The organism is Streptomyces sp. NPDC088554 (assembly GCF_044752945.1).
Classification (GTDB): Bacteria; Actinomycetota; Actinomycetes; order Streptomycetales; family Streptomycetaceae; genus Streptomyces.
Map to the genome: position 1 here is coordinate 1 of NZ_JBIVMF010000047.1, position 25,033 is coordinate 25,033.

The 25,033-nt window shown below is 70.8% G+C and carries 14 protein-coding genes; 1 reads left to right on the forward strand and 13 read right to left on the reverse strand.

Features of this window, described 5'->3' with window-relative positions:
- From ACIP8W_RS30630 to ACIP8W_RS30665, 8 genes are all read right to left on the reverse strand, one after another.
- A partial coding sequence (locus ACIP8W_RS30630; protein ID WP_402205641.1) for a type I polyketide synthase occupies nucleotides 1–3,836 on the reverse strand: 3,836 nt, incomplete at its 3' end.
- A 983-nt stretch (nucleotides 3,837–4,819) separates the two neighbouring features.
- Nucleotides 4,820–6,433 carry a peptide ligase PGM1-related protein gene (locus ACIP8W_RS30635; RefSeq protein WP_402205643.1) on the reverse strand — a complete coding sequence of 538 codons (1,614 nt, stop codon included), beginning with the start codon at nucleotides 6,431–6,433 and terminating at the stop codon, nucleotides 4,820–4,822.
- A 66-nt stretch (nucleotides 6,434–6,499) separates the two neighbouring features.
- Nucleotides 6,500–8,143, reverse strand: coding sequence for an alpha/beta hydrolase (locus ACIP8W_RS30640; RefSeq protein ID WP_402205644.1), 1,644 nt, complete (start codon nucleotides 8,141–8,143; stop codon nucleotides 6,500–6,502).
- 141 nt (nucleotides 8,144–8,284) lie between these two features.
- Entirely contained in the window at nucleotides 8,285–8,992 is a 708-nt protein-coding gene (locus tag ACIP8W_RS30645) for a hypothetical protein (protein ID WP_401958542.1), read from the reverse strand.
- A 10-nt stretch (nucleotides 8,993–9,002) separates the two neighbouring features.
- A complete protein-coding gene (locus ACIP8W_RS30650) occupies nucleotides 9,003–9,914 on the reverse strand; it encodes a carbohydrate ABC transporter permease (protein ID WP_402153701.1) in 912 nt (303 codons plus the stop codon).
- Nucleotides 9,911–10,813 carry a carbohydrate ABC transporter permease gene (locus ACIP8W_RS30655; RefSeq protein ID WP_402153699.1) on the reverse strand — a complete coding sequence of 301 codons (903 nt, stop codon included), beginning with the start codon at nucleotides 10,811–10,813 and terminating at the stop codon, nucleotides 9,911–9,913. The genes ACIP8W_RS30650 and ACIP8W_RS30655 overlap by 4 nt, the downstream gene beginning before the upstream one ends.
- A complete protein-coding gene (locus tag ACIP8W_RS30660) occupies nucleotides 10,810–12,072 on the reverse strand; it encodes an extracellular solute-binding protein (protein WP_401958538.1) in 1,263 nt (420 codons plus the stop codon). The genes ACIP8W_RS30655 and ACIP8W_RS30660 overlap by 4 nt, the downstream gene beginning before the upstream one ends.
- 105 nt (nucleotides 12,073–12,177) lie before the next feature.
- Nucleotides 12,178–13,197: a hydroxyacid dehydrogenase gene (locus ACIP8W_RS30665; protein ID WP_401958537.1), complete on the reverse strand. Its 1,020-nt coding sequence runs from the start codon at nucleotides 13,195–13,197 to the stop codon at nucleotides 12,178–12,180.
- 183 nt (nucleotides 13,198–13,380) lie between these two features.
- On the opposite strand from ACIP8W_RS30665, the gene ACIP8W_RS30670 reads away from it, so the two are divergent.
- The gene (locus ACIP8W_RS30670; protein WP_402152550.1) at nucleotides 13,381–14,478 is read left to right on the forward strand and encodes a substrate-binding domain-containing protein; all 1,098 of its coding nucleotides are present in this window, start codon (nucleotides 13,381–13,383) and stop codon (nucleotides 14,476–14,478) included.
- A 12-nt stretch (nucleotides 14,479–14,490) separates the two neighbouring features.
- Here ACIP8W_RS30670 and ACIP8W_RS30675 read toward each other — a convergent pair whose 3' ends face one another.
- The 5 genes from ACIP8W_RS30675 to ACIP8W_RS30695 form a co-directional block, all read right to left on the reverse strand.
- A complete protein-coding gene (locus ACIP8W_RS30675) occupies nucleotides 14,491–14,700 on the reverse strand; it encodes a hypothetical protein (RefSeq protein ID WP_402205645.1) in 210 nt (69 codons plus the stop codon).
- Complete coding sequence (locus ACIP8W_RS30680) at nucleotides 14,643–14,843, reverse strand: hypothetical protein (RefSeq protein ID WP_402205646.1); 201 nt, start codon at nucleotides 14,841–14,843, stop codon at nucleotides 14,643–14,645. The genes ACIP8W_RS30675 and ACIP8W_RS30680 overlap by 58 nt, the downstream gene beginning before the upstream one ends.
- Before the next feature lie 82 nt (nucleotides 14,844–14,925).
- On the reverse strand, nucleotides 14,926–15,126 hold the full coding sequence (locus ACIP8W_RS30685; protein ID WP_401958530.1) for a hypothetical protein: 201 nt from the start codon (nucleotides 15,124–15,126) through the stop codon (nucleotides 14,926–14,928).
- A 45-nt stretch (nucleotides 15,127–15,171) separates the two neighbouring features.
- Entirely contained in the window at nucleotides 15,172–15,381 is a 210-nt protein-coding gene (locus tag ACIP8W_RS30690) for a hypothetical protein (RefSeq protein WP_401958529.1), read from the reverse strand.
- Between the two features lie 127 nt (nucleotides 15,382–15,508).
- Nucleotides 15,509–24,952 carry an SDR family NAD(P)-dependent oxidoreductase gene (locus ACIP8W_RS30695; RefSeq protein ID WP_402205647.1) on the reverse strand — a complete coding sequence of 3,148 codons (9,444 nt, stop codon included), beginning with the start codon at nucleotides 24,950–24,952 and terminating at the stop codon, nucleotides 15,509–15,511.
- Between the last annotated feature and the right edge of the window lie 81 nt (nucleotides 24,953–25,033).

Sequence of the window (25,033 nt, forward strand, 5' to 3'; positions counted from 1 at the left end):
GCAGAGAAGGACTTACAACGACCATCAGCGGACATACCGCCCTGTCGCGAAAACTCGACAAAAATGCCCGGCGTCGACATAACGGTCACACCGCCTGCGAGGGCGAGGGCGCACTCGCCGTTGCGGACCGCTTGTACCGCCAGGTGCAGCGCCACCAGGGAGGACGAACAGGCCGTGTCGACCGTCATCGCTGGGCCCTCGAAGCCGAGGGCGTAGGCCAGGCGGCCCGACAGTACGCTGGCGCTGGTCCCGGTCAGGGCGTAGCCCTCGTGCCCGTCCGTCGGCTCGTGCAGGCGGGGGCCGTAGTCCTGGTTCATCGCACCGACGAAGACACCGGTCTGGCTGCCGCTCAGGGCTAGCGGGTCGATGCCCGCCTCTTCGAAGGTCTCCCACGCTGTTTCGAGGAGGAGCCGCTGTTGCGGGTCCATCGCCAACGCCTCGCGGGGCGAGATCCCGAAGAAGCCCGCGTCGAACTCGCCCGCGTCGTACAGGAATCCGCCCAGGCGGGCGAAGGGCTGGTCGGAGCCGCCGAGATCCCAGCCGCGGTCGGTCGGGAAGACATCGATGGCGTCACGTCCGTCTGCCATCAGGTCCCACAGTTCCCGGGGCGAGCTGACGCCGCCCGGGAGGCGGCAGGCCATGCCGACAATGGCGACCGGCTCGTCAGGGGCAGCCGGTGTCGTGTCGGTGGTGGGTGTGGTGGTGGCCGTCCCGCCGCTGAGGCGGCGGTGCAGGAATCCGGCGAGTGTGTGGGGGGTCGGGTGGTCGAAGACGAGGGAGGTGGGCAAGGTCAGGCCGGTGGCGGTGGCGAGCCGGGTCCGCAGGTCAACAGCGGTGACGGAGTCCAGTCCGAGGTCCTTGAAGGTGAGGAGCGGGTCGACCTCATCGGTGCGCGGATGGCCGAGGACGGCTGCCGTGTGGCTGCGTACGGTGTCGAGTACGGCGCCGGGGCGGGGGGCATCGCTGGCGTGTTCGGGTTCAAGGGCGGTGCCCGGTTCGCTGATGGCCCGTTCCGGTCGACCGGTCGGTGTGTCTTCCCCGCCGGTCGGTGTGTCCTCCGTGTCCAACCAGTACCGGCGCCGTTGGAAGGCGTACGTGGGCAGGTCGACGCGGCGGGCGCCGGTGTCCGCGAACGGGGCGGTCCAGTCGATGTGGAGTCCGGCGACGTGTCCTTCGGCCGCCGCTGTGAGCATGCGGTGCAGACCGCCCTGGTCGCGGCGGAGTGTGGACAGCACCACGGCGTGGTCGGCCGGCGATGCCGTAGCCACTGAAGGCGCGTCCGTCCCGGCCGTTGTCGCGGTGGCCGCCGCTTCCACAAGGGCGGTCATGGCGGAGGTGAGTACGGGGTGCGGGCTGATTTCGATGAAGGCGTTGTGGGTGGTGGCCAGTTCCTGGACAGCGGGAGCGAACAGGATGGGGCGGCGCAGGTTCTCGTACCAGTAGGCGGCGTCCAGTGTCGTGGTGTCGGCCCAGCCGCCCTGCGTGGTGGAGAAGAAGGGGATGTCGGTGGCACGGGGGCTGATCGGGGCCAGTGCTGTCAGGAGATGGTCCCGCAGTTCCTCGACCTGGGCGCTGTGCGAGGCGTACCCGATGTGGATCGTACGAGTCTCCACGCCGTCCGCCGCGAGGGCGGCGACGCAGGCGGCGAGGGCGTCGGCGGCTCCGGAGATCACGACCGACGAGGGGCCGTTGAGGGCAGCGACCTCCAACTCCGGGTGCCAGGGAGCGATCCGGGCGCGGACCTCATCGACGGGCAGCGGGACGGAGACCATCGCCCCACGGCCTTCGAGGGTCTCCAGGGCGCGGCTGCGGAGGGCGACCAGACGGGCGGCGTCGTCGAGGCCGAGGGCTCCCGCCACGTATGCGGCGGCGATCTCGCCCTGGGAGTGGCCCATGACGGCGGCGGGAGTGACACCGAGTGAGCGCCAGAGAGCGGCGAGGCCGGTCATGACGGCGAAGAGCGCAGGCTGGACGACGCCGTCGCGGTCGAGGACGGGGGCGCCCTCGGTCTGGCGCAGGATGTCCACGAGGGTCCAGGAGGACCAATCGACGTACGGCGCGAACGCGTTGGCGCAGGCGTGCAGGTGCTCGGCGAAGACGGGGGACTCGTCGAGGAGTCCGGCCGCCATTCCGGCCCACTGGCCGCCCTGGCCGGGGAAGACGAAGACGGGGCGGCGGTCGGTGTGTCGGCTGGTGCCCTGGACGACGTGCGGGGCGGGGGTGTGCCGGGCGAGAGCGTCGAGTCCGGAGCGCAGGGTGGTGGGGTCGGTGCCGAGGACGACGGCGCGATGGGCGAAGGTGGTACGCCCGGCGGCTAGTGAGTAGCCGATGTCCAGGGGGTGTTGCCCGGTGTCGGGGGTGTCGAGGCGGGCGGCGAGGCTGCGGGCCTGTGCTTGGAGGGCGGCCTGAGTGTGACCGGAAAGCGCCCAGGGGATGGTGGTCTGCTCGGACGGTGTGATGGGCGGCTCGGGGATGGCCGGGGGCACGGGTTGCGGGTGGTCGGCGAGGACCAGGTGGCAGTTGGTGCCGCCCATGCCGAAGGAGCTGACCCCGGCCAGCAAGGGACGGTCGGGGTGAGGCCAGTCCGTCAGTTCGGTCTGGACGCGGAGGTTGAGGCGTTCCAGGGGGATGTCGGGATGCGGGGTCGTGAAGTTGAGGCTGGCGGGCAGTCGGCGGTGCCGGATCGCCAGAACGGTCTTGAGGAGGCCGACGATTCCGGCCGCTCCTTCGAGGTGGCCGACGTTGGTTTTGGCCGAGCCGACCAGCAGTGGGTCGGTGGGGGTACGGCCGGTGCCGAGCGCCGCACCGAGCGCGGCTGCTTCTACGGGGTCGCCGACGGGGGTGCCTGTGCCGTGCAGTTCGACGTACTGGATCTCGGTGGGGTCGACTCCGGCCCGTTGGTGGGCGAGGCCGAGCAGACCGCGTTGGGCGCCCTGGTCGGGGATGGTCAGGCCGGGGCCGCCGCCGTCGTTGTTGACGGCGCCGCCCTGGATGACGCAGAGGACCGGGTCACCGTCGGCGAGGGCCGTGGACAGTGGTTTGAGGAGGACGACACCGCCGCCCTCGCCCCTGACATAGCCGTTGGCGCGGGCGTCGAAGGTGAAGCAGCGGTCGTCCGGGGAGAGTCCTCCGAATGCCTCCGCGACGGTGGTGCTCTCGGGCAGTACGGCCAGGTTGACGCCGCCCGCGAGGGCGACCGAGCACTCTCCGCTGCGCAGGCTCTCGCAGGCGAGGTGGACGGAGACCAGGGATGATGCCTGTGCCGTGTCGATGGTCATGCTGGGGCCGGTGAGGCCGATGGCGTAGGAGACGCGGTTGGCGATCAGGCCACGGTTGGTGCCCGCCATGGTGTGATGGGTGAGGTGCCGGGCTCCGGCGCGTCGTACGAGGTGGGCGTAGTCGTCCGCGATGGCGCCGAAGAAGACGCCGGTACGGGTCTCCGTCTCGGCCAGGTGTTCCGGGCGCAGGCCCGCCGATTCGAGTGCCTCCCAGCTGAGTTCGAGCATCAGCCGTTGCTGGGGGTCGATGACGGCGGCCTCGTGCGGGGAGATGCCGAAGAAGGCGGGGTCGAAGGTGTCGACGTGGTCGAGGTATCCGGCGCGGCGGGTGTGTCCGGCGCGGGAGCGGTCGACCGGTGGTTCGGTGATGGCGCTGGTTCCGTCGGTGAGCAGGGCCCAGAACTCCTCGGGGCCGGCCGCGCCGGGCAGTCGGCAGGCCATGCCGACGACCGCGATGGGCTCCCGCTCGGGTGGTGTGCGGTCCGCCGCTCTGCCGCGCTCTCCCCTGTGAGGGTTCTCGGGGTCGTGCTGTCGCCGTTCGTCACCAGCCGATTTCATACGCGGGACTCTCCTCGAAGAGCATCAGGAAATGATGAAGAAGCACGACGAACGGGCATCACCAAGGGCATGGGAATTGATAATGCGAAACGAAAGGACCCCTTTGTCCTTCGTGATGGAAGGCGTTTACAGCCGCCATTTCCCTACCGGAGGGATAACGGAAACAGGCCGCACCTTGCCATCTTCGCCACCTTTTTTCCTTGGGTTTTTCGGAAATGAGGAAACAGCCGCTGTTCCACACCGCAACCGATCCATACTTCCTTGAAGATTAAGAGAGTTACGATCATGAATCAACCCCTAACACGCTCAAGCGAGCACCGCGCCCGGGACGCCCGGAAACCTCGCACGCGATATTTCACTCCCCGATGCGAGGTCGCTTCCGATTCCGCTCTCCCGTCACCTCTCGCCCGCCCCAACCTTCCCTCTTTCGGCATATTTACCCCGACAGAGGACCTTCTGCGGCTTCGTCGCGCCAATCCATGAACACTCCCCGGCCCCCCTACACCTAAATGAATGGCCCCTACAGTTATTTCCTCCGGCAGATGCTTCGCAGGGGGGACACGATCAGCCTTCCCGCGTAACGGAAGGGTGACTATGCGCTGGTGGCGCGCCGTGGCGGGGTGATCGTCGTTGAACAGTCCCAGGCCCTCGGCCACTTGGTCCGGGGGCGAGCCAAGTGGCGAGGAATGTTCGTTGACCGATTTCGTTCGGCAGGGAGAAGAGGCCCATGGCACCCGACAATTGGGCGGGCGGGCCTCCGCCGTGGGCACGGTGCTGGAGTACGCAGCCCCGGCCGGGGCTGCGTACTCCAGTGTGATCGGCGTGGGGAAACACGGTGTTCGGAATACGTGCGTCAACCAGGGTGGTAAGCAGGCAGTGGGCGATACCACCGCCGGGAGCGGGCGGTGAGCGGGAACCTGGCCCAGCTGCCGGCCGTCTGTCCCGGGGACGCGTCACCGGCGGGGTGACGATCGTGTGGTGTGTTACGCCCCCGGGACCAAACCATCGACGAGGGTGCGCAGTTCCCGCATGAGGTCGGCGGCGTGTGCCCGGTTGTGGCCGATGCACAGGGCACCGAATTTCCCGTACATGGTGACAGGGCTCATCAGATGCAGCACCACACCGGTTCCGTGTGCCGGGTCGTAGCCGATCCGGGAGCGGGTGACCGCCTCGATGAGCTGGGCGGGGCGCAGCCCTTTGTAGCGGTGGTCCATGATGCCGTCGGACGCCTGGTAGACGTACTCGGTGCCGTTCACGGACAGACGTCCGTCCGGTGTCGGTTCCGCGCCGAGGAGGGCGGTGGCCATGGTGAAGGGGTGTTTGGCGGCGGTGGCGCGGAGGTTGATCTCGCAGCCCAGCAGGCGCCACCCCGTGCCCGACGGCGCGGCGAGGAAGTCCACTCCGTACTCCCCGCTGTCCACACCGAGCTCCAGCAGAACCTCGCCCACCCGCCGTCCACAGTCGATGAGTGCCTGCCGGTAGCCGGAGCGGGCCGGGAAGGTGCACCCGGTGTAGCTCTGGCCGCTGTCGCCGAGGATCTGATCGTGTGTGGAGATGGTCTCCACCCTGCTGTCGTCGGTCAGCCGACCCTGGAAACTCGGGCTGAGCAGGGGGGTGTCCGTGATCATCTCTTCGGCGATCACCCCGGAGTCCTTCATCAGGGTGACGTAGTCGTCCCAGGTGATCTTGCGGTCCACCAGGGACGCGTGGGGCAGTGCCCGGGAGACCCGTTCTTCCGTACGCTCCTCGGGCGCCGAGGCGATGTCGTCGTCCAGTTCGAGCAGTGCGTTGCCGAAGCCGCCGCCGTACGCCGTGCTGTTGAGTTTCAGTACGATGCGGCGGTGCCCGGCCCTCGCCAGTGTGGCGACTGCCGTGGCGAGCGCGGCGGGGTCGTGGCACACGTCGGTGCCCTGGGGCACCGGAACGCCTGCGGCGGTGAAGATCTTCCGGCTCGCGTGCTTGGTCGCCAGCGGGATGTGCGCGGCCGAGGGCTGGGTGCCGGGCACCCCCAGATCGCGGGCGAGCAGTTCCAACGGCCGGGACGGTTCGAAATAGCTCAGCCGCACATCGGCACCCGCGCGCAGATGGGTGTCCACGAACTCGCGCATATCGCTCCGCACGGAAGCCGCCCGTGCGCTGACCGGGTCGAGGACCTTGGTGCTCAGCCAGCGGGTGGAGGCGTCGTCGAGTGTGACGATACGGACCAGATCACGCGCCCCGCGTGGTCCGTCCGTGCCGCCCTGGTGGGAGCCGCCGGACAGGAGGCCCAGGTAGTAGTCGACCTGCTGATCGGCGTCGATCATCTGCGGCGCCGTCACATAGAGCAGATGGCCGCCGCCTCGGCATACCGTGCCGACGATCGCGGGTCCCAGCAGCCGTTCGGGAAAGTAGGTCGCGCCGGTCAGTCGTTCGAGCACTTGTGGGCTGCACTCGCGGCTCTCGATGTGAATACGTGCCGTGGGCGGGTGGTGGAGTTGGGTCACGACATCCTCGTGGCTTGGGCGGCGACTGGGGTTGCGCAAGGCGACAACACGGGTACCGGCGTCGAGGTCACGGTCGCCCGCCGTGGTGTGCGCACGGCGGTGTTCGAGGAGCACGAGCCCTCGTCCTGGGCAAGGGCCGTGAACGGGTTCGGACTGACCAGCCGGATGGAACAAACAGCCTTAACTGTGCGGGAGTTGGTCTGCCCAGGCAAGACCGCCCCTCGGCCCGGGACGTTCCGGGCCACTGGGTCCGGACGGGGTCCGGCTGTTGTGCTCGTTGGCGCAGAGGGTGTCCTGGGCGGGCAGGGTGCCGTGTCGCAGGTAGGTGTTGACGGCGCGGGTGACGCAGTCGTTGGGATAGTGCGCGTAGACGGTGTGGGTCCTGGCGGGCACGGTCACGAGCTTCGACCCGCGCATCGCCCGGTGCATCCCGAGTCCCGACTCGTAGGTGGTACGGGTGTCCCCGGTCGCCTGCACCTGGAGCGCGGGCACCTCGTTGTCGATCACGGTCAGGGGTTCGCGCGGCTTCTCCTTCCAGAAGGCGCAGGGCAGCGGCGCGTGGCTCACGGGGCCGAAGACCGGCTGTGATTCCCTGCTCCGCTCCACCGCCCGCCAGTAGTACTCGGGGTCGTGGGGCATGGCCGAGTCGGCGCAGTAGATGCCGAGTTGGGCCGCGTAGTCCGCCGCCCGGCCGGTGCCCGCGGATTCGAGGATCAGGGTCAGGGAGGCCCGTAGCCCTGGTGGTACGGTGACTGGCTTCCCGTCGGCCGCGTCCAGCAGGACCCGTAGCATGCCGGCGAACTCCGGGTTCGCGGTGTCGTCGCCGATGGAGATCAGGAGCAGCAGTGGCAGTTCGTGGTCGGTGATCCGGTACCTGTCGAGCCGGATCGGCTCCTGTGCCGCGCGCCCGATCATCGCCTCGACGCCGGTGCGCACCGCCTCGGGCGTGGCGCCGAGTCCGTACTCGGGGTGGCGTGGGGCGGCCCAGCGTGCGAAGTCGTCGAGGGCGTTCTCGTTGGCGGGGCCTGCGCGGCGCACCATCCGGAACGGGTATTCGGCGGGGTCGGGGGCGCTGTCCAGGACCAGCCGGTCCACTCGGTGGGGGAACATCTGGGCGTAGGTGGAGGCCAGGACCGTCCCGTACGACTGGCCGAGCAGCGATGTCCTCCGCTCGCCCAGCACACTGCGGACGAGGTCCAGGTCCCGGGCGATATTGCGGGTCGAGAGATGGGGCAGCACATCGGGGTGGGTGGCCCAGCATCTGCGGGCGTCCTCCCGGGAGAGCCGCACACTCGTGTCGAACCCCGCCCGGTCCGCCCCCGGTGAGTGGAGCCAGGTGCCGCGGGTGAGCCCGCAGTCCAGCGGGGTGCTCTCCCCGAGCCCCCGGGTGTCCATGCCGATGATGTCGTACGCCGCCGCTGCCCCGGGACTCATCACCTTCCGCAACTCCCCCGGCATACCGAGACCCCGGACCCCGGGGCCGCCCGGGTTGGTCTGGAGGATGCCGCGGCGCTTCGCCGGATCCGTCGAGGCGATGCGCGAGAGGGCGACCTCGATGGTGCGCCCCCGCGGTTTTCCGTAGTCGAGGGGAACGGTGATTCGCGCGCACCGTGTGCCGCTCGCGGCGAGTGCGGTGTCCTGGCAGACGGTCCAGTTGACGGGCTGGTTCCGGAACCGGTCCAGTCCGTCTCCCGCACCGGGCGAGGAGGCGAGGGGGCGGTGTGCTTCGACGCCGTCGGCACTGGCGAGAGCGGGTGCCAGGATCATCGGAGCGAGGGCGACGAGCGAGAGCGCGAGCGCGCCGAGAGCGGTGGGTCTCTTCATGGTCCTTGACGCTACTGGTGACGCATTCGCAGCATTTGTCCCGCGGTGGTGTGTCGGCCGATTTCGGCCGAGGTTCTGTGCGGCGGATTGTCGGCGGTCCGTCACTCGATACGAGTGTGGATCTCCGGCCGGCCTCCCTCGCTACGACCTGCTCGACTCCGCCGCCGTGTCCGCCCTCTCGATCATGGCGCAGGCGTTGCGCCAGACAACGGACAGCACGCAGCCGGGCACAACGGCCAGACCGAGCAGTGGCGCCTGGTTGACGATCGCGAGGGTGACCGCGAGCAGCCCGAGGTTCATCAGCCCGAGCGGCCAGCGGCGCAGCAGCGCGTACGACGCCGTCAGGAGTACGCGCCTCCTGGGGCGGGAGGTGTCGTACGCCAGGCCGGCCATCGCCACGACGGCGCTGCTCCCCGTGACGAGGATGACCACGACGAGCAGCGGCACCAGTGCGAGCCCCGGCGCGGAGTCGCGCAGGACGAACACATCGGTCGCGGCCATGGCGATCAGCAGGACGCACGGTGTCCAGAGAAGCAGCGCCGGGCCGAACAAACGCCGGTAGGCGCGCGGCAGTTCGGCGGCCGGGGGCCGTTCGTCGTCGTCGGCCCGGCGCAGATAGCCGAATGCGGCGGCGAGCGACGGTCCGACCCCGAGGGAGAGGAGGCCGAAGAACACCGGGTAGCGCCATGGCTGGTGGACCAGTTGCAGGGCGGCCAGGAGGGGGAGGTTCGCCGCCGCCAGCCCGAGGTTGATGACCAGGACCCGGTGGACGAAGGACCAGATCAGGTCCCAGGATCCGTATCCCACATTGAGCCGGAGCCGTCGGTCGGTGCCGGGTGCGCCGCTCATCGCTTTCGCCTCACTTGATTCCGCTGGTCGCGATGGCTTGCACGAAGTAGCGCTGTCCGAGCAGGAAGACCACCAGGATCGGCAGCACCGACAGCACGGAGCCGGTCATGATCATGGCGTACTGGGTGTCGTACAGCCCGACGAACTGGCGCAGACCGAGCTGCACGGTCCACAGGTCGTTGTCCGTCAGGTAGATGAACGGCCCCATGTAGTCGTTCCACGTGTTGACGAAGGTCAGCAGCGCGAGGCTGGCCAGTGCCGGTTTGGACAGCGGAAGGATCATGCGTACCCAGATGCCGTACTCGCTGAGCCCGTCCAGCCGGGCCGCTTCGCCGATCTCGTCCGGAATGGTCAGATAGAACTGGCGCATGAGGAATACCCCGAACGCGCCGAATGCCTGGAGCAGGATCAGCGAGAGATGGGTGTTCACCAACCCCAGCTTTTCCATGATGATGTATTGCGGAACCATATACGCCTGCCACGGCACGGCGATGGTCGCGATATATCCGAGGAACAGCGCGTCGCGTCCGGGGAAGCGCATCTTGGCGAAGCCGTAGGCCGCGAAACTCCCGGTGAGCACTTGGAGCGCGGTGATGACGAGGCTGAGGAACAGCGAGTTGTTCAAGTAGGTCAGCAGCGGGATATCGGTCCAGATCCGGACGAAGTTGTCCCAGTGGAATTCCTCGGGTATCCACCGGATCGGAACGGTGAAGACCTGGTTGTCCGCCTTGACCGAGGAGGTCAGCATCCACGCGAACGGCAGCAGGATCGCCGCCGCCAGCACGACCAGTCCCGTATGGAGGAGAACGCGGCCGGCGGCGGCGCGCACACCGCCCCCGCTGCCTGGCCGGACCGGTTCCGGGGCGGCCGGGCGCGGTGTCCCGGTCGCCGCGCTGTCCTTTCGCGGCGTGGTGGTGTTCATCGTTCGGTCCTCCGCTGGAGCTGGAACTGTACGACGGTGATCGTCAGGACGAGGAGGAAGAGCACCAGGGAGATCGCCGAGGAGTATCCGAACCGGCCCTGGGTGATGCCCTGCCGGAAGATGAGCTGTGACAGCACCAGTGTCGACCGGCCGGGGCCGCCCTCGGTCATGACCTGGACCAGGTCGAAGACCTTGAAACTGGAGACCGTGAGCATGACCAGTACGAAGAAGGTGGTGGGCCGCAGCCCCGGCAGCGTCACATGCCGGAACCGCTTCCACGCTCCGGCGCCGTCGACGCGCGCGGCTTCGTACAGTTCGCCGGGGATGGCCTGGAGCCCGGCGAGATAGAGCACCATGTAGTACCCCATGTCCCGCCACACGCTGGTGATGATCAGTGCGGGCATCGCCCAGTCGGTGGAGGCCGTCCACCCCGGCGGATCCGCGACGCCGACGAACCGCAGGAGCTGGTTGACGGGGCCCACCTCGGGACTCAGCAGCATGTTCCATACGACGGCCACCGCCACCAGCGAGGTGACGTACGGGAAGAAGAACGCCGTGCGCAGCATTCCCACGCCCCGGAGTCTCTGGTTCAGCAGTACGGCGAGGCCGAGAGCCGCCACCAGGGTGAGGGGGATATGACCGGCCGCGTACCATGAGGTGTTCTTGAACGCCGTCCAGAAATTGTCGTCGTCGATCATCCGCCGGAAGTTGTCGAGGCCGACCCATTCCGGTGTCGCGTACGAATTCCAGTTGGTGAAGGCCAGCAGTACCGACCCGATCACCGGGACGAGCGTCAGGGCCGCGAATCCCAGGAAGTTCGGGAGGATGAAACTCCAGCCGACCAGGGCGTTGCGCCGGCGCCGCTGCTCACCGGTGGTGGGGTGGGAGAGAAGGGTCACTGGACTTCGTTCTTCACGCGCTTGTTCATCTCCTCGATGCCCTGATCGACGGACTTCTCACCGGTCATCACGAGTTCGTGCTCCTCGTCGAGGATCTGGTGGATGTCGGCTGTCCTGTCGCTGACCGGCATCTCCAGCTTCACGGCGTCCGGCTTCATGGCCTTGGCGGCCAGCGCGTCGGACGGCATGCCCTTGACCCCGAAGTACGACTTCATGATCGCGTCGCTGGTGTACGCCGGGACGACACCGATACCGGCGATGGCCGCCGCGCCCTTGGGGCCCGAGGCCCACTTCACGAACTTCTCGGCCTCCGCCGAGTTCTTCGCCTTCTTGTTCACGGCGAACGCGGTCGGCGAGCCGAAGGTCGTCGTCTTCCCGTCGGTCTTGAGCTGCGGCATCGGCGCTATGCCCCAGTCGACGTCCGTCTTGCCCCCGGCCTTGTCCGCCAGCAGGGCGGCGGCGAGCCAGCTGCCCATCGGCACCATGCCGACCTTGCCGCCCTCGAAGATCGTCTTGTAGGTGACGTGCTGGCTCTTGGCCGTCGCGAACGGCATCATGGCACCGGACTTCTGGAGGTTCAGCGCCAACTCGTACTGGTTCTTGAAGAATCCGTAGTCACCGCCCAGCAGGTCACCGCCGGTCTGCGCGGCGGCGGTCGCCTGGACCACCGAGCGCCAGGTCTCCAGATAGGTGCCGTAGACCTTGGAGGTGCCGTCGCCCTTGGTGATCTTCTTCGCCAGGGTCGCGTACTCGTCCCAGCTGAGGTGGGACAGATCGGCGCCGGTCGGCTCGACCAGCGCCTTGTTGTAGAAGAGGACCCAGAAGTCGTGCCGGTAGGGCATCGCGTAGTAGTGGCCGTCGAGGTCGAACGGCTCCAGACCGGAGTAGGACGCCTTGTCGAGCGCCTTGACGTCCTTGTCGAGCGCCTTCAACTGGCCGCGCGTGGCGTAGCGCGCGTAGTCGGTGACGTTCTTCATCGTCAGTACGTCGGTGGAGTCACCGCCCGCGAGCATGGTGGTGACCTTGTCGGCGTAGTTGTCGGCCAGGATGTCGACCGGCTGTACGTCGACCTTCGGGTTCTCCGCCTCGAAGCCGTCGATCAGCGCTTTGAACTCGGGGGTCGTGTCGTAGTTCCACAGCGCGACCTTGAGAACCGTACGGCCGTCGGAGGTGGTGTCGGAACCGCCTCCGCCGCATCCGCCGGCGAGCAGGGTGACCGCGATGGCGGCCGTCAGGGCTCTTGCTGAGGTCTTCCTCATGATGTGCGGCTCCTTCGAGTTGTCTGTTCCTGCGGAAGGCTTGGGGCGGGAGACGGGAGGGCCGGAGAGCGGGAAGCGGTGCCCCGGCCGAGGCGCTCGGAGCGCTCAGGCGCTCAGTCCGAGAGCCCAGCTCTCCGCCGTGATCTCCGCCCGCAGCGGCTGCCGGGCGGACCAGCGCGCCAGTTCGTCCATCGCGTGGTCGGTGAGACGTCCGATCTCCGACCCGAGCGAGCCCGCGATGTGGGGGGTGATCATCACACGGGCCAGTCGGCGGAGCGGAGAACCGGCGGGCAGCGGCTCGGGCTCGGTGACGTCGAGGATGGCGAAGAGCCGGCCCGCCGCGCACTCCGCGGCCAGCGCGTCGGAGTCGATCAGGCTGCCGCGCGCGGTGTTGATGACCGTCGCGCTGTCGGGCAGCAGGCTCAGCTCCGCGGCGCCGATCAGGTTGCGGGTCTCGGGGAGTTCGGGCGCGTGCAGGGTGAGTACGTCGACCCGTGGCAGCAGTTCCGCGAGGTCGACCAGGGTGGCGCCGGCCCGGCCGACCTCGTCCGGGTCCGCGTGCGGGTCCGCGACCAGGCAGGTCGTACCGCCGAGGACCTTGAGCAGGTCGACGACCTTGCGGCCGATCCGGGAGAACCCCACCACCCCTACGGTCCTGCGGAAGTTGGACAGGTCCCCGTAGCCGGTGACCTTTCCCCAGCCCTCGTAGGCGCGCAGTTCGTCGGCGGCGAGGAAGGGGGCCTTCTTACCCGCGAAGATGATAGCCGCCAGGGTGTATTCGGCGACAGGTGTCGCGTTGGCATCGGCGCCACTGGTCACCCGGATACCCCGGCGCCACACCTCGTCCCCCACCAGCCCGCGCACACTGCCCGCGCAGTGCAGCACCGCCTTGAGGGCGGGCGCCGCCGCGAGACGCTCCGAGGTCAGCCGGGGGGCGCCCCATGACGTCAGCATCACCTCGACGTCCGCCAACCGGGCCCGTACTGCTGGGGAGTCGAGGTCGTCGGTCCATACCGGATCGCCCAGTTCCACCAGACTCGCCAAGCGTTCGAGCCGGGCCGGGTCGAAGTGCGCGTCGAAGCTCTGCCGGTCCATCACGACCAGCGCTTGGGGCTTCGTTTGCATCGGGTGTCGAATCCTTCCCATGGGCGCGGGCTGTGGCCGCGCCGCCGAGTTCCTTGCCGTATACGGGTTCCTTGCCGAACACGTTGGAATAGAGATAGTGGTGTGGCGTACGGATTCACTAGAGGTCGCACGTAAACGAAGCGAAACGTTCAGAATCGAACAGATAAAAGGCCAGGTACCCCGATGACGGATGAGCGGCTCTTCGCCCTGCAACGCCGGGAACGGCTACTGGACGAGCTGCGGCGGCACGGTTCCCTGCGGGTCCGGGACATGGCGCGGACGCTGGAGGTCAGCGAGTTGACGATACGGCGCGATATCGCCGCGCTCGCCGCCCGTGGGCTGCTCACCCGGGTGCACGGCGGCGCCACCCTGCCGACCGACCTCGATCCGGTACGCCGCCACCGGCCCGCGGCGACACCGTTCACCATCGGCATGGTCGTCCCCTCACTGGACTACTACTGGCCACAGATCGTCAGCGGCGCCCGGAGCGCGGCCGTCGCGCTCGGCGTACAGATCCAGCTGCGCGGATCGAGCTACGACCAGGCGGAGGACCGCCGCCAGATCAGCCGGCTGATCTCCGCCCAGCAGGTCCAGGGGCTGCTGCTGGCGCCGAATCTGGAGGGCGAGGGGCTCGACGAGATGATCGACTGGATCGGGGATCTGCCGGTGCCCGCCATCCTCGTCGAACGGCAGATATCACGGTGGACCCCGACGCCGCGTCAGCTCGGATGGGTGCGCAGCGATCACGCACTCGGTCTGGAGATGGCCGTGCGCCATCTCCACGAGCACGGCCATCGCAGGATCGGACTCGTCCTGTCGAAGGGCAGCCCGACCTCGGCCCATCTCGCCCAGGGATGGCACAAGGCGTGCGCGGAGCTGGGTCTGCCGGGCGAGTTCGTGGTCAGGGAGAGCGTCGCCCTCGATGTCCCGGGACACCGCGAGATCATCAGGGGCATCCTGCGCAGATGCCGGACGTCCAGGATCACCGCCCTGATCGTGCACAGCGATCCCGACGCGATGTCCGTCGCCCAGTACCTCGCGGAGCAGGGGCTGGCCATCCCCGGCGATATGGCGATGGTCAGTTACGACGACGAGGTGGCCCATCTCGCGGAGCCGGCGATGACCGCGATCCGCCCGCCCAAGTCCCGGGTCGGGCGGCTGGCGGTCGAGATGATGGTGTCCCGGCTGCGGGCGGGCCGGCGCCATCCCGCCCAGCGGGTCCTGGTCCTGCCGGAGCTGATCCTCCGTAACTCGTCGGTGAAGAGGGCGGCGGGCGTCTGACCGTACGGTGGCTCAGCCGGCGCGTTCGATCCGTAACCGCAACAGGACCGGCGGTCCGCCGGGGGTGCGGGAGGGATCGGTGCGCAGGGTCAGCCGGATCAGCCGGTCGCCCCAGGAGCGGCACAGTGTGGGGTCCTCGATCCGGCGCTGTACGAGACCTCCGGTCAGCCGCGCGGGGTCCCGGCGGAGCTGGAGGACGGAGCCGGTGGCGGTGTGGACCACGGCCCGGCCTCGTGGAGCCGTACGTCGCCCGCGAGGATGTGCCGCATGCCGAACGCGGCGGGCCCCGCGTCCGGTCCGTCCGTGACCATGATGTGCGCCGCTTCGCCCGGGGCCGCGCGGACCAGCCGTACGGTACGGCGCAAGGCGCCGAGCAGGCCCGTGGGGTGGGCGGGCGCCAGATCCGCGTACCCCGCGGTGACCCGGTCGCCCGTCTCCGCCCGTACGTCACGGGCGTGGTGGTCCGCGCCGGGCAGCTGCCCGATGCCGGGGTCGGGGTCGGGGTCGTTGTGCCTCGTCCACGCCTCCGTCGTCGGGCAGCACCTCGACGAAGCGGTCGAGGCCGAGGACGACCAGGCGGACGAGTTCGGCGCGCTCCTTCTCGTCGTCGCAGAGCAGGAGAGCCGAGGTCAGCACCGCGCCGTGCACCCATGGGTTCCAGTTGTGGGCGTCGCCGTCGAGGCCGATCCCGTGTCAGTCCCTGATCCGCAGGAAGGGCTCGAAGAGGGCGAAGCCGCGCAGCAGTTCGACCGGGAGGCGGAGGTCGGCGAGGGCGGCGCCGCACCCTCCCGCGCCGTTGAGGGGCAGTGTCCGGCCGAGGATGTCCGGGGCCACGCGTCCGACGGCTTCGAAGAGGGCGAGGCGGGGTCCGTACACCTCCTCGCGGGCGATGCGGATGATCACCGGCGTCCGGGGGGGCGCGCCGCTCGTGGACCGGGTGGCCGAGTCCGGGGACCGGCGGCGGCCATGCCCACGCCCGTACCCGACGTCGCGACCCCAGCCGTAGCCGAGAAGCGCGCCTGCCTGCCGGCTACCCGCGCCCGGTCAGGCCGTTGAGCCAGTTGTGCAGGATCCCCGCGGTCACCTTTCCGTGCTCCTCGATCATGGAGTGGTGGTCGCCGGGGACATCCACCACATCCAGCGGTACGGGCCACACGCTCTGCCACTCGTCGGGGACCGTACGCTCCTCTCCCGGGTCGGCCGGGATCAGTTCGGAGGCGCGGAGCAGCAGCGCGGGGGTGGTGAGGGGGCGCGGCCGCCAGGTCTCGAAGAGGGAGAAGTACGAGGCCATCGCGGTGAGCCGCATACCGGTCATCCGGCCGAACTCGGCTTCGCGTTCGAGGGAGCGCTCCTCCATCACATGGACGATGTAGTCGGTCTGCGGGGTGCCCGCGAGATAGGTGTCCAGCATGACCACACCGGTGGCGGGGGTCCCGAGTTCCTCCAGCCGGGTGGCGACCGCGTACGCGAGGGAGCCTCCGGAGGACCGGCCCGCCAGGGCGAACGGCTCGCCGTCCATGAATCGCAGGATCGTACGGGCCGCGTGCTCGACGGCCGCCTCGACACTGCCCGCGACGAGTTCGTCGGCGGTGAACCCCGGCATCATCAGGGAGTAGGTGCTCCGCAGATCGCGCAACGGCCGGGCCAGGCTGACGAATTCCTGGTCGCTCGCCCACACGGAGGTGGACGGCAGACCGATCAGCGCCGGGTGCGCGCCGCCGTCGCCGAGCTTCACCAGCCCCGGTGCCCGGCCCACCGCGTCGGCGGTGGCGAAGGCGGGTCGCAGGCCCGCCGAGTTCATCAGGACCTTCCCCGCCTGGTCGTACCGGCCGACGGTGATGGCGTGCCGGTAGAGCGCCTCGACGGCGCCCGCGACGGCGGCGGTCGGGTCGGCCGGGGAAGCGGTGCGCGCGGGTTCGGCCGCCGGTGCGGTGAACTGCTGGTTCAGGGCCGTGGCCAGCGCCGTGGGGGTCGGGTGGTCGAAGACCAGGGTGGGCTGGAGCCGCAGGCCGGTGGCGGCGGTGAGGCGGTTGCGCAGTTCGACCGAGGTGAGGGAGTCGAAGCCCAGCTCGCCGAAGGCCCGGTCGGCGTCGATCCCCTCGGTGCCGTTGTGTCCGAGCACCCGGGACGCCTCGGCGCACACGAGTTCCAGCAGCGCGCTCTCGCGCGCGGCGGTGTCGAGATCCGCCAGCCCCGTGCCGCCCGGCCGGTTGTCGCCACGGGCCACGGTCCTGCGGGCGGTCGCGCCACGGACGAGGCCGCGCAGGACCGCCGGGATCCGCTCGGCGGGTATCGCTTCGGCGGCCCTCGGCGCGAGCTGGAGCGGTACGAGCAGCGGTTCGTCCGGGAGCGCCATGGCCCGGTCGAGGGCGGCCAGTCCGGACTCGGCGGTGAAGGGCAGCAGTCCGCTGCCCCCCAGCCGGGCCCGTTCGGTCGTGTCGAGGGCGTCGGCCATGCCGCCGGTGCCCCGCCAGGGCCCCCAGGCGAGGGAGAGCGCGGGCAGCCCGGCGGCCCGGCGGTGCTGGGCCAGCGCGTCGAGGAACGCGTTGGCGGCGGCGTAGTTGGCCTGCCCCGGGCTGCCCAGCACCCCGGCCGCGGAGGAGAACAGGACGAAGGCGGTCAGCCCGAGGCCGGCGGTCGCCTCGTGCAGCTGCCAGGCCGCGTCGGCCTTGGGGCGCAGGACGGTGTCGAGCCGTTCGGGGGTGAGGTCCGTGAGGAGGCCGTCGTCCACCACCCCGGCGAGATGGACGACACCGGTCAGCGGGTGTGTGGCGGGGACGTCGGCGAGCAGCCGTACGAGGGCCTCGCGGTCGGCGACGTCGCACGCGGCGAACGTGACCCGGGCGCCCGCCCCGGTGAGTTCGGCGGCCAGGGCGTCCGCGCCGGGGGCGGCCGGACCGCGCCGGCCGGCCAGCAGCAGATGCCGTACGCCGTGCCGGGTCACGAGATGGCGGGCCACCAGGGCGCCCAGGGCTCCGGTCGCCCCGGTGACCAGGACGGTGCCGTCCGTGTCGAACCGCGCGGCTTCCGTACCGCGTACCGGCGAGGCGTCGTCCGGCGAAGCCTCCGCGGGCAGGTCCGTGTCTGCCGCGGGGGGCGGGATCCGGGTCAGCCGGGGCGTGTGGGCGGTGCCGGCCCGCAGCGCGAGCTGCGGTTCGCCCGTGGCCAGGGCGGAGCGCAGGGCGGCGAGCGAGGCGTCCTCGTCGTCCAGGTCGATCAGGACCACCCGGTCGGGATGCTCGGCCTGGGCCGCGCGCGCCAAGCCCCATACGGCGGCGGAGGCCGGGTGCGGCCCCCGGTCGTCCGGGCCCACGGCGACGGCACCATGGGTGACGAGAACCAGCCGCGTACCGGCCGTCCGCTCGTCGGCGAGCCAGGGCCCCAGGGTGGCGAGCGCCCGACCCGTGGTGGTGCGGGCGGCGGCGCCGAGGTCGTCGCCCTCCGGGGTCTCGCAGAACACGACAACGGCCGTGGGGGCGGGTGCGCCGCTGTCGATCGTCTCGGTGAGGGACTGCCGGTCGAGGTACGGGACGATGTCCAGGCCGGTGGCGGCGGCCAGCCTCGGCCGCAGTTCGTGCGGGTCGAGGCCGAGCATCCCCCACGCTTCGGAGACCGGTCCGCAGACCGGGGCGAGCGGGACGGCGGGCCACTCCACCCGGTGCAGCGGCTCGCCCTCCCGCGCGGCGGCGGGGGTGGGGACGGCCGAGGGCGTACGCAGGGTCAGCGCGTCGACGGTCAGGACGGGGTGGCCGTCCGGGGTGGTGAGGCGTACGGACACCGCGCCGTCCCCGGTGGGCGCGAGCCGGGCGTACAGCTCCGTCGCCCCGGTCGCGTACAGCCGTATGCCCGACCACGCGAAGGGCAGCCCGGCGGGGACGGCGGCGCCGTCGGGCCCGTCCGTGCCGAGGATGCCGAGGGCGAGCGGCTGGAGGGCCGCGTCGAGGAGAGCGGGGTGAACGGCGTAGTTGCCGCTGCCGTCCGTACCGTCGTCGGTGCCGGTGTCCGCGTCGGTGATGTGCGCGGGCAGGACGACCCGCGCGTGGAGCGCGCCGTCCACCTGCCACAGATCGGTCAGGCCGTGAAAGGCCGGGCCGTAGTCGAGGCCCGCCTCGGCGGTCCTCGCGTAGAAGCCGTCCAGGGGCACGCGACGGCCACGGGCCGGCTTCCCGGCGGCGGTGGGATCGGCTGCCGGTACGGCGGTGGGGGCGCCCGGCGCGAGCAGGCCGGTGGCGTGCCGGGTCCACGGCAGGCCGGGCGTGTCCTCGGTCCTGGCATGAACGGTGAAGGGCCTGCGGCCGGTGTCGTCAGCGGCCTCGACCGACAGCTGGAGGGCGATCCCGTCGGCTTCGGGCAGCGGCAGTGGCGCGTGGATGACCAGCTCGTCGAGATGGTCGCAGCCCACGTGTTCGCCCGCGTGCAGGGCCAGTTCGACGAAGGCCGTACCGGGCAGCAGGGGGGTGCCGCCCAGCGTGTGGTCCGCCAGCCAGGGGTGGCCGGCGAGGTCGAGGCGGCCGGTGAGCAGCAGTCCGCCGGAGGCGGGCAGTGTGGTGACGGCGCCGAGCATCGGGTGGTCCGTCGTGGCCAGGCCGATGGACGACGCGGCCTTGCCTCCGCCACCGCCGCCGAGCACCCGCAGCCAGAAGCGGCGGTGCTGGAAGGCGTACGTGGGCAGCGGGACCGTGCGGGCGCCACGGCCCGCGAAGTACGCGTCCCAGTCGACCGCCGTGCCCTCGACGGCGAGCCGCGCGACCGCCGCGACCAGCGCGTCGGCCTCGCCCCGGTCGCCGCCGCGCAGGGCGGCCAGGCAGGTCACCGCGGACTTGACGTGCTCGGCGGCGGTCTCCTCGGCCATCGCGGTCAGCGCACCGCCGGGGCCCGCCTCCAGGAAGGTGCGGACCCCCCGGTCGAGCAAGGTGCGCATCCCGTCGACGAACCGGACGGTGTCGCGCACATGCCGCACCCAGTAGCCGGGGGCGCGCAGTTCGGCGGCGGAGACGGGGGCTCCGGTGATGTTGGAGATGATGGCGAGAGCGGGGTCGTGGAACTCGACCCGGGCCAGCTCGGAGGCGAAGTCCGCGAGCATGGGCTCCACGAGCGGGGAGTGGAAGGCGTGGCTGACGGCGAGCGACTTGGTCCGGTAACCGCGCCCCACGAACTCGGCGGCGGCCTCCAGGACGGAGCCCTCCGGACCGGAGACGACGACCGAGCAGGGCCCGTTGACGGCGGCAATGCCGAGCTGGGGGTCCGAGTGCGCGGCGAGCACACCCACCACATCGGTCTCGGTGGCCTGTACGGCCAGCATGGCTCCGCCGGGCGGCAGCGCCTGCATCAGCCGGCCACGGGCGGCGACCACCCGGCAGGCGTCGGCGAGGGACCAGACCCCGGCGATATGGGCGGCGGCGAGTTCTCCGACGGAGTGGCCGATCAGTATGTCGGGGCGGATCCCCCAGCTCTCCAGGAGCCGGTACAGCGCCACTTCCACGGCGAAGAGGGCGGGTTGGGTGAACTCGGTCCGGTCCAGCTCCCCGGGCCGCTGCGGGTCGGTGGTGAAGAGGACCTCGCGCAGCGGGCGGGGCAGCAGTCCGTCGAACGCGGCGCAGATCGCGTCGAAGGCCGCAGCGAAGACGGGGTGGCGATCGTACAACTCGCTTCCCATGCCAGCCCGTTGGGCACCCTGGCCGGGGAAGACCATGGCGAGCGGGGTCTCACGCGCGGCACCGCGGAACACCTCGGCGTCCGTCGTGGCGGATCCCGCCGTGGCGGCGAGTGACGCGAGTCCCGAGAGCAGTTCGGGGAGGGTGCCGGCGACAACGGCCGCGCGGTGGGCGAGGGCGCTGCGGGTGGTGGCGAGCGAGTGGGCGATGTCGAGGGGGGCCGCGCCAGGACGTCGACGCAGGTCGGCGAGGAGGCGTACGGCCTGGTCGCGCAGGGCGTCCTCGGTGTGTCCCGAGATCGTCCAGGGCAGGGCGCCCGTGGACCGCTCCGCTCCGGGCTGTCCGGCGCCCGCCTCCTCGGCCACCGGCTCATCGGCGGGTCCGTCGCCCGCGAGGGCCTGTTCCGGGGCCTGTTCCGGGGCCTGTTCGAGGACGAGATGGACGTTGGTCCCGCTGATCCCGAACGACGACACACCGGCCCGGCGGGGCCGTCCGGTCTCCGGCCACTGCTGACGCTCCGTCAGGAGCCGTACCGTACCGGCGGACCAGTCCACCTGCCGGGTCGGCTCGTCCACGTGCAGGGTGCGCGGCAGGACGCCCTCTCGCATCGCCATCACCATCTTGATGACCCCGGCGACACCCGCGGCGTACTGGGTGTGCCCGATGTTGGACTTGACGGAGCCGAGCCACAGGGGCCGGTCCTCGGCACGGCCCTGCCCGTACGTGGCGAGCAGGGCACCCGCCTCGATCGGGTCACCGAGCCGGGTACCCGTACCGTGCGCCTCCACCGCGTCGACCTCGGCCGGAACCAGACCCGCACTCGCCAACGCCTCCCGGATCACCCGCTGCTGCGAAGGCCCGTTGGGCGCGGTCAGACCGTTCGACGCGCCGTCCTGGTTGACGGCGGAGCCACGTACCACCGCCAGCACCCGATGACCGTTGCGGCGCGCGTCCGACAACCGCTCCACCACCAGCACACCCACACCCTCGCCCCAGCCCGTGCCGTCCGCCGCGTCGGCGAACGCCTTGCACCGCCCGTCGGAGGACAATCCGCCCTGGTTGGCGAACTCGGCGAATGCCCCGGGCGTGGCCATGACCGTGACACCGCCCGCGAGCGCGAGGTCGCACTCCCCCGACCGCAGCGCCTGGCCCGCCAGATGCAACGCGACCAGGGAGGACGAGCAGGCCGTGTCCACCGTGACAGCGGGACCCTCCAGACCCAGCGCGTACGAGACCCGGCCCGACATGACGCTGCCGGACGAGCTGGTCAGCGCGTAACCACTCGCCAGGGAAGGGGAGTTCATCAGCAGGGCGCCGTACTCCTGCGGGGTGCCGCCGACGAAGACGCCGGTACGGCTGCCGCGCAGCGAGACCGGGTCGATGCCGGTGCGCTCGATCGCCTCCCAGGAGGTCTCCAGCAGCAGCCGCTGCTGCGGATCCATGGAGAGCGCCTCGCGCGGCGAGATACCGAAGAACTCCGCGTCGAAGTCGCCCGCGTCGTAGAGGAAGGCACCCTGACCGGAGAGGGTGGTCTGCTGTCCGGGGTCGTAGAGGGACAGCGCGTCCCAGCCCCGGTCGGTGGGGAAGTCCGACATCTCGTCCCGGCCCTCGGTGACCAGGCGCCACAGGTCCTCGGGCCCGCGCACACCGCCCGGGTACCGGCAGGCCATGCCGACGACCGCGAGAGGATCGTCGTCCACCGGCCGGCGGACGGACGACGGAGCGGCGTTCTCCGCCTCCGCCCCGCCCAACAACTCCTCGCGCAGGAGGGCGGCGAGGGCGTTGGGTGTGGGATGGTCGAAGACGAGGGTCGCGGGCAGCCGCAGTCCGGTGGCCGCGTTGAGCCGGTTGCGCAACTCCGTCGCCGTCAGCGAGTCGAAGCCCAGATCCTTGAACGGCCGGTGGGCCGCCACCTCCGCCGCGTCGGAGTGCCCCAGCACCGCCGCCGCCCGGCCCCGTACCAGATCCAGCAGCACCGCACGGCGCTCGCCCTCCGTCAGACCCGCGAGCCCGCGCCGCAGCTCGTCGCCGGCGCCACCGTCATCGCCGAACGCCCGGTCGTCGTCGGACTGTTCGCCGCGCAGCGCGCGGGCCGCCTCGGGGATCTCCTCGATCAGCGGACGGCGCCGGGCCAGCGCGTACACCGGGGCGAACCGCTCCCAGTCCATGTCGCTGACCGTCAGCGCGGTCTCGTCGTGCTCGACCGCCTCCCGCATGACCTCGATCGCGGACTCGGGCCGCATCTGCCGTACGCCCATCCGGTCGAGCTGGTCGGCGAGGGCTCCGAAGCCCTCCAGCATGCCCCCGCCGGCCCAGCCGCCCCACGCCAGCGATGTCGCCGTCAGGCCACGCGCCCGGCGCTCGAACGCGAGCCCGTCGAGGAACGCGTTGGCGGCGGCGTACGTACCGTTCCCCGCGCTGCCCCACACCGCCGCGCCCGACGAGAAGAGCACGAACGCGTCCAGGTCCAGGCCGGCGGTGAGTTCGTCCAGGTTCCTGGCGCCCTCCGCCTTCGCGGCCATGCCGTCGGCCAGCTCCTGGGGCTCGACCGCGAGCGCCGGACCGTAACTGGTGGAGCTGGCGGTGTGGATGACGGCGCTCAGGGGCCACTGCTCCGGTACGTCCGCCAGTACGGCCGCCAGTGCGTCACGGTCGGCCACGTCGCAGGCCGCGAGCGTCACCTCTGCGCCCAGCGCCCGCACTTCCTCCGCGAGCCCCTCGGCGCCGGGCGCCCCCGCCCCACGACGGCTGACCAGCAGAAGGTGCTCGGCGCCCTCGGCGGCCAGCCAGCGCGCCAGGTGGGCGGCGATGCCACCGGTACCACCCGTGATCAGTACGGTGCCCCGCGGGTTCCACGGCCGCACGAGGCCCCGGTCGGCCAGCGGGGCACGCACCAGCCGCCGCGCGTAGGCGGCGGGACCGCGAATCGCCAACTGGTCCTCGCCCTCGGCGGCGCCCGACAGCAGGGCCGCCAGCAGGGCGGCGGCGCTCTCGCTCCACTCGCGCGGCAGGTCGACGAGCCCGCCCCATCGGTCGGGGTGCTCCAGGCCCACCACCTGGCCGAGCCCCCACAGCCGCGTCGCCTCGGACCGTACGGCATCGCTGGTGGCCACGGCGGCGGCGCCCCTGGTCAGCCACCACAGCGGCGCGTCGATCTCCGCCGCGCGCAGATCCCGCGCCAGGGCGAGGGCGTCACCGGCGGTCTCCAGCAGCGAGACGACACCGGCGTATGTGCCTGCGGTCGCGGTTGTGGCCGGGCTTGTCGCCGCGCCTGCGGCCGCGCCGGCGGTGACGCTTGTGGTGGCGCTTGTGGTGACCTCAAGCTCGGCGCCCGCCGCGCGCAACGCCTCGGCGACCTCTCCCCCGGCACCCTCCTCGGGTACGACCAGCAGCCACCTCCCCGACAGTGGTGTGCCCCCGGCCGCCGAAGCCCTGGGGTCGATACGACGCCAGGCCACGCGGTAGCGCCAGCGGTCGACCACCCGGCCCGTGGCACCCTTGGCCGCGCCGCTCGGCATCTCCATCCAGTAGTGGCGGTGCTGGAAGGCGTACGTCGGCAACTCCACCGGCCGGGCGCCGCTCCCCGTGAACCACTCCTGCCAGTCGACGCCCACACCATGGACATACGCCTCACCCAACGACAGCGACAGCCGCTCGGAGCCGCCCTCACCACGTCGCAGCGTGCCCGTCACCGCGACCTCACGCCCCACCGACTCGGCCGTCTCCTGCACCGCCGACGTCAGCACCGGGTGCGGGCTGATCTCGACGAACACGCTGTGTCCCTGCTCCAGCAGGACCCGCGTGACCTGCTCGAACTCCACCGGCTGCCGCAGATTGCGAAACCAGTAGCCCGCGTCCAGAGTCTCCGTATCAACCCGTTCGCCCGTCACCGCCGAGTAGAAGGCCACCCGCGAGGCCATCGGCGCCACGCCGTTCAGCAGGTCCGCCAACTCCTCTCGCAGGCCCTCTACTTGGGAGGAGTGCGAGGCGTAGTCGACCGCGATCCGCCGCGCCCGTACCCCTTCTCCCTCCGCCCACGCCAGCAGCTCTTCCAGCTCACCGGTTCCGCCCGCCACCACCACCGAAGCCGGACCGTTCACCGCCGCCAGATCGATCCGACCCTCCCAACGGCCCAACACCTCCCGCACCTCATCAGCGGGCAACTGCACCGACACCATCCCGCCCATGCCCGACAACGCGAGGATCGCCCGCGACCGCAGCGCCACCACCCGAGCGCCATCCTCCAACGACAACGCACCCGCCACCACAGCAGCCGCGATCTCACCCTGCGAATGCCCCACCACAGCAGCAGGCACCACACCGAACGAACGCCACACCTCCGCCAACGACACCATCACCGCCCACAACACCGGCTGAACCACATCCACCCGGCCCAACTCAACCTCATCGGACAGCACCTCGGTCAACGACCAGTCCACAAACCCCGACAACGCCTCCCCACACGCACCCATCCACGCCGCGAACACCGGCGAGGAACCCAACAACTCCACCGCCATCCCCACCCACTGCGACCCCTGACCCGGAAACACGAACACCGTCTTCGCCTTGGTGCCCGCACCCGCGCCCGTCACCAGGCCCGGTGTCTCCGCGCCCTCGGCCAGAGTGGTCAGCCGCTTCAGGAAGCCGTCATGGTCATCGGCGAGGAGCACGGCCCGGTGTTCAAGGGCGGCGCGGGTGGTGGCGAGGGAGTGGCCGATATCGGTAACGGTGAGGTCGGGGTGGTCGATGAGGTGGTCGGCCAGTCGGGTGGCCTGCTCACGGAGAGCCGCCTCCGTCGCCGCCGATAGAATCCACGGCACCGGACCAACAACAGGAACAGGAACAGCCGAGGGCTCGGCTTCCGGCTCCGCCTCCTCCAGAATCAGATGAACATTCGTCCC